Annotated in this window: 6 protein-coding genes; 2 read left to right on the top strand and 4 right to left on the bottom strand. The window is 68.7% G+C overall.

The window, feature by feature from the left end; translation table 11 throughout:
• Together R2601_RS14725 and R2601_RS14720 are read right to left on the bottom strand one after the other, a co-directional pair.
• Nucleotides 1–486, bottom strand: a 486-nt coding sequence (locus tag R2601_RS14725) for a GntR family transcriptional regulator (RefSeq protein ID WP_007799714.1), incomplete at its 3' end; no start/stop codon positions are given.
• 6 nt (nucleotides 487–492) lie between these two features.
• Complete coding sequence (locus R2601_RS14720) at nucleotides 493–1,230, bottom strand: SDR family oxidoreductase (protein WP_007799712.1); 738 nt, start codon at nucleotides 1,228–1,230, stop codon at nucleotides 493–495.
• A gap of 141 nt (nucleotides 1,231–1,371) precedes the next feature.
• On the opposite strand from R2601_RS14720, the gene R2601_RS14715 reads away from it, so the two are divergent.
• Together R2601_RS14715 and R2601_RS14710 are read left to right on the top strand one after the other, a co-directional pair.
• Nucleotides 1,372–2,745 carry an FAD-binding oxidoreductase gene (locus tag R2601_RS14715; RefSeq protein WP_007799711.1) on the top strand — a complete coding sequence of 458 codons (1,374 nt, stop codon included), beginning with the start codon at nucleotides 1,372–1,374 and terminating at the stop codon, nucleotides 2,743–2,745.
• Nucleotides 2,746–2,787: 42 nt separating this feature from the next.
• Entirely contained in the window at nucleotides 2,788–3,714 is a 927-nt protein-coding gene (locus R2601_RS14710; RefSeq protein ID WP_007799708.1) for a sugar kinase, read from the top strand.
• Here R2601_RS14710 and R2601_RS14705 read toward each other — a convergent pair.
• Nucleotides 3,711–4,496, bottom strand: coding sequence for a hydroxypyruvate isomerase family protein (locus R2601_RS14705; protein ID WP_007799706.1), 786 nt, complete (start codon nucleotides 4,494–4,496; stop codon nucleotides 3,711–3,713). The genes R2601_RS14710 and R2601_RS14705 overlap by 4 nt on opposite strands.
• Nucleotides 4,497–4,608: 112 nt before the next feature.
• The coding region (locus R2601_RS14700; protein WP_007799704.1) for a DUF933 domain-containing protein at nucleotides 4,609–5,171 on the bottom strand (563 nt) is incomplete at its 5' end.

The following is a 5,171-nucleotide window of genomic DNA, read 5'->3' as shown; positions in this document are numbered from 1 at the left end:
GCGCGCGCGCCACAGCCGCGCGAGATAGCGGTTGTGGGTCTGCGCCAGTGCGGCGTTGTGGGCCGCCTGCGCGATGCGACCGTGAAAGCTCATGTCAAGCTCGAAGGCGTCGAGCGCACCAAGCTGGTCGTAGCTACCGGCGATGCGCCGGTGCAGATCCTCGATCTCGTCAAGGTCGACCTCGGTCGCCGCCTCGCAGGCCAACCGCGCCGAGAGCTGTTCAAGCGTCTGCAGCACAACCACCTGGTCGCGGACCTCCTTGATAGAGGGCCGCGCCACCACCGGGCTGCGCGCCGGACGCAGCACCACCAGCCCCTCCTTGGCAAGGATGCGGATCGCCTCGCGCATGGGCGTGCGGCTCACCCCCATGGCGGCGGCGGTGTCGCGCTCCTTGATCGGCGCATCGGGCGGCAGGGTGCCGAACAGGATCGCCCGGCGCAGCTGCGCGGCGATCTGCTCGGCCAGCGTGTCCTGCGGCGTGTCCATGCCGGCTCAGCCCCGCCCGATATAGGGCATCTTGGTCGCCATCACCGTCATGAACTGGACGTTGGCATCCAGCGGCAGCTTGGCCATGTGCAGCACGGAGGTCGCCACGTGCTCTGCGTCCATCACGGCTTCCGGGGCGATCTCGCCGTTGGCCTGTTTGACGCCGACGGCCATCGGCGCGGCCATCTCGGTGAGGGCGTTGCCGATATCGATCTGGCTGCAGGCAATGTCGAACGGCCGCCCGTCAAGGCTGATCGAGCGGGTCAGCCCCGTGATTGCGTGTTTCGATGTGGTATAGGGCGACGAGCCCGGACGCGGCACATGCGCAGAGATCGAGCCGTTGTTGATGATCCGCCCGCCCTGCGGGTTCTGCCGCCGCATCTGGCCAAAGGCCGCGCGGGCGCAGAGGAACATGCCGGTGATGTTGACGGCGCTGAGCTGCATCCAGTCCTCGACCGGGATCTCGTCAATCGGCGCGCCCTTGGTGAAGATGCCGGCATTGTTGAACAGTGCGTCGATGCGGCCCCAGTCCCGCGCGACCTGCGCGAAGCCCTGCTCCACGGCCTCCGGCTGCGACACGTCGAACGGCAGCACCAGCGCGTTGGCATCGCCGTTCGCGGTCTCGCGCAAAGGCGCTTCGCGGCGGCCCACCAGCGCCACGCGCCAGCCGTCCTCCAGAAATGCCTGCGCGGTGACGCGGCCGATGCCGCTGCCCGCGCCGGTGATGACGATGCTCCGGGTCATGACCCCTCCTCCCACGATGCGCTGTCCCGCGCCCTCCGTCCTGCCGGTTGGGGCACGGCCCCTCCGCCAGTTGCTTGCCACAGTGTCACTGGCTGGTATACCGAATGCAAGCGCATTCCCCCGGCGCAGGAGACCACCAAGATGACTGCATTCGACGCGCTCGGGCACCTACTCGGCCCGCGCTTTTCCACCACCCTTGCCGCCCGCAAGCAGAACGCCGGAAATGAGGCCCATTACGACGAGGTCCTGCCCGACGCGGTGGCCTTCCCCGAGAGCACCGAAGAGGTCGCCGAGATCGTGCGGATCTGCGCCGCGCATGGCGTGCCCATCGTGGCGTTCGGCACCGGCACCTCGCTCGAGGGTCAGCATCTGGCGGTCAACGGCGGAATCAGCCTCGATTTCTCGCGCATGGACAAGGTGCTCGAGGTGCATGCCGAGGATATGAACGTGGTCGTCCAGCCCGGCGTGACCCGCAAGCAGCTCAACGAGGAGTTGCGCGCAACGGGGCTGTTCTTCCCGGTCGATCCCGGTGCCGACGCCTCGCTCGGCGGCATGGCCGCGACGCGCGCCTCGGGGACCACGGCGGTGCGCTACGGCACCATGCGCGAGAATGTCCTGGCGCTCGAGGCGGTGATGGCGGACGGCTCGGTGATCCGCACCGGCAGCGAAGCGCGCAAGTCCTCGGCCGGGTACGACCTGACCCACCTGCTGGTGGGCTCGGAGGGCACGCTCGGGCTGATCACCGAGCTGACCCTGAAACTGCACGGCCAGCCCGAGGCGGTGGCGGCGGCGACCTGCCGCTTCGACGACGTGGCGGCGGCGGTGGATTGCGTGATCCTGACCATCCAGAGCGGCATCCCGATGGCGCGGATCGAGCTGGTCGACGAGATGATGGTGCGCGGATTCAACCTGCACAGCGGCACGACCATGCCGGAAAAACCGCATCTTTTCCTCGAGTTCCACGGCGCACCTGATGCAGTGCGCGAACAGGTTTCGAGCTTCCGGGAGATCGCTTCGGATGCCGGCGCCCAAGGCTGGCAAGAGGCCGAGACCACCGAAGCGCGCACCGCGCTCTGGAGCTTGCGCCACGGTGCGCTGCCTGCGATCGGCGCGCTCGATCCGCGCCCCGGCAAGCGCACCTACTCGACCGATGTCTGCGTGCCGATCTCGCAGCTGGCCGAGGCCATCGCCGCGGCCCGCGCCGAAGCCGAGACCCGCGCGCTCACCTGCACCATCGTCGGCCATGTGGGCGACGGCAATTTCCATTGCGGGCTGCGCTTCGACCCCGCCGACCCGGCCGAGATCGCGGAAGTGCTCGCGTTTTCCGGCGCGCTCGCCAAGGTGGCGCTGCGGCTTGGCGGCACGGTGACAGGCGAGCACGGCATCGGCCTTGGCAAGCAGGGTTACATGGACGCCGAGCACGGTGCGGCTGTGGCCATCATGCGCCGGGTCAAGACGGCCTTCGATCCGCAGGCTATCCTCAACCCCGGCAAACTGTTACCGCCGGAAAGCTGACGGGCGCCCTGCCCGCGCATCCGGAGACGAAGGAGTGACGCAATGAGCGCCTTTCTCGCCATTGGCGAATGCATGGTCGAACTGTCCGAGGCCGGCGACGGGCTCTATCGCCGCGGCTTCGCCGGCGACACGTTCAACACCGCCTGGTACATGCGCCGGATGCTGCCGGAAAGCTGGGGCGTCGGCTACGCCACCTGCGTCGGCGAGGACGCGATCAGCCACGAGATGCTGGCCTACATGGAGGGCGAACGCATCGACACCTCGGCGGTGCGCCGGCTGCCGGATGCGACGGTGGGGCTCTACATGATCTCGATCGAGGATGGCGAGCGCAGCTTCTCCTACTGGCGCGGACAGTCGGCTGCCAAGCGCATGGGGCAGGATCTGAAATGGCTCGACGCGGCGCTCAAGGGCCGCGACATGATCCACTTCTCGGCCATCACGCTGGCCATCCTGCCGCCCAAGGAGCGCGAGTATTTCTGCGGCGCGCTGGCGCGGGCACGGGCGCGCGGGGCCATTGTGGCCTTCGACACCAACCTGCGCCCCAAGCTCTGGGAGAGCCCCGAGGCGATGCGCGCGGGGCTGATGATGGGGGCGCGGACCTCGGACATCGTGCTGCCCTCCTTCGACGAGGAGCAGGTGCTGTTCGGCGACGAGGACCCGGAACAGAGCCTCGAGCGCTATCGCACCCAGGGGGCCGATCTGGTCGCGGTCAAGCAGGGCCCGGGCGACCTGCTGCTCTGGCAGCGCGACAGCGGCGCGCGGGTGATCCCGGCGACCAAGGTCGAGACCGTGGTCGACACCACCGCCGCCGGCGACAGCTTTGCCGCGGGGCTTCTCGCCGGTCTTGCGCGTGGCAAGACGCTGGAGGACTCGGCACGCGGCGCAATGGCGCTGGCGGGACAGGTGATCCAGGGCCGCGGCGCGCTCGTGGCCGAGGCAGTGAGCAAGGCGGGACTCGAGCCCGCCTAGGGCCCGTCGAGCGCGGCGCGGAGCGGGGCCAGCCAGCCGAGCCCCGCGCGCGTGTCACCGCCGCGCGGGCGGTACTCGGCGCCGACGGCACCGCGATATCCGGCCTCCCGGAAGGCGCGCAGCAGGCGCGCATGGCAAAGCTCGCCACCATCGGGCTCGCCACGATCCGGAACTGCGGCGATCTGCACATGTCCGATCAATGGCAGATGGTCCGCAAAGCGCCGCGTCAGGTCACCCTGCAGGATCTGCAGGTGGTAGCAATCGAACATGATCTTCAGGTTGTCGCGCCCGAGCGCGGCGATGGTTCCGGCGGCCTGCTCGAGCGAGGTCAGGTGGTAGCCCGGCACGTCGCGCGTGTTGATCGGTTCGATCAGGATAGACATGCCGTGCGGCGCCGCAAGATCGCAGGCATGGGCCAGCGTGTCTCGAAAGGCTTCTTCCGAACCGGCCCCAGCATGGCTTCGCCCCGCCATCACATGCACCGCACCCGCCCCGATCGCCGCGCCATAGGACACCGCCTGCGCCACCGCGTCCCGCGCCTCCCCGCTCCGGCCCGGAAGGGCCGCAAGCCCGAATTCGCCCAGTTCGAGATCGCCCGGACGGGTGTTGAGCGCCAGCATCGGCAGGCCGGTGGCCTCGAGGGCCCCGCGGATCTCGGAGGGGTCATGCGCGTAGGGGAAATGGCACTCCACGGCGTCGAAGCCGTCGCGTGCGGCGGCAAGGATGCGCGCCGGGAGCGGCAGGTCCGTGTAGAGCAGGCCCAGATTGGCGGAGATCCGCATCAGCGAAGCTCGCGCCTGCCGGGGGCGCCGGGAACGAGGGGCGCTGCCCCTCGCGCTCCCCGGGGTATTTTCGGCCAGAAGAAGATGCAGGGCTCCTTCAAGGGCGCGTGGCTCAGGTGTTGAAGAGGAAGTGCAGGACGTCGCCGTCCTTGACCATGTAAGTCTTGCCCTCGGCGCGCATCTTGCCCGCTTCCTTGGCGGGTTGTTCACCGCCCAGGGTCACGAAATCATCGTAGGCGATGGTCTCGGCCCGGATGAAGCCCTTCTCGAAATCGCCGTGGATGACGCCGGCGGCCTGCGGTGCCAGCGTGCCCTTGCGGATGGTCCATGCACGGGCCTCCTTGGGGCCAACGGTGAAGTAGGTCTCGAGGTGCAGAAGCTCGTAGCCGGCGCGGATCAGGCGGTCGAGACCGGCTTCCTCGAGCCCAAGCTCGGAGAGGAACATCTCGGCTTCCTCGCCGTCGAGCTGGGAGATCTCCTCCTCGATCTTGGCAGAGATCACCACGTGGGCGTTGCCCTGCTCGGCGGCCATCTTCGCCACCGCCTCGGAGAGCGCGTTGCCGGTGGCAGCCTCGTCCTCGTCGACATTGCAGACATAGAGCACCGGCTTGGCGCTGAGCAGCTGCAGCATAGTCCACTGCTTGCGGTCCTCGGCATCGACCTCGACCATGCGGC

The sequence above is a fragment of the Salipiger bermudensis HTCC2601 genome, from assembly GCF_000153725.1.
In the GTDB taxonomy this organism is placed as follows: Bacteria; Pseudomonadota; Alphaproteobacteria; order Rhodobacterales; family Rhodobacteraceae; genus Salipiger; species Salipiger bermudensis.
This window is presented reverse-complemented; position numbering and strand designations above follow the sequence as displayed.

Excerpts from the sequence above, each read along its gene's own strand:
- R2601_RS14720 (WP_007799712.1), bottom strand. The coding sequence starts at position 1,230 with ATGACCCGGAGCATCGTCATCACCGGCGCGGGCAGCGGCATCGGCCGC.
- R2601_RS14715 (WP_007799711.1), top strand. The coding sequence starts at position 1,372 with ATGACTGCATTCGACGCGCTCGGGCACCTACTCGGCCCGCGCTTTTCC.
- R2601_RS14710 (WP_007799708.1), top strand. The coding sequence starts at position 2,788 with ATGAGCGCCTTTCTCGCCATTGGCGAATGCATGGTCGAACTGTCCGAG.
- R2601_RS14705 (WP_007799706.1), bottom strand. The coding sequence starts at position 4,496 with ATGCGGATCTCCGCCAATCTGGGCCTGCTCTACACGGACCTGCCGCTC.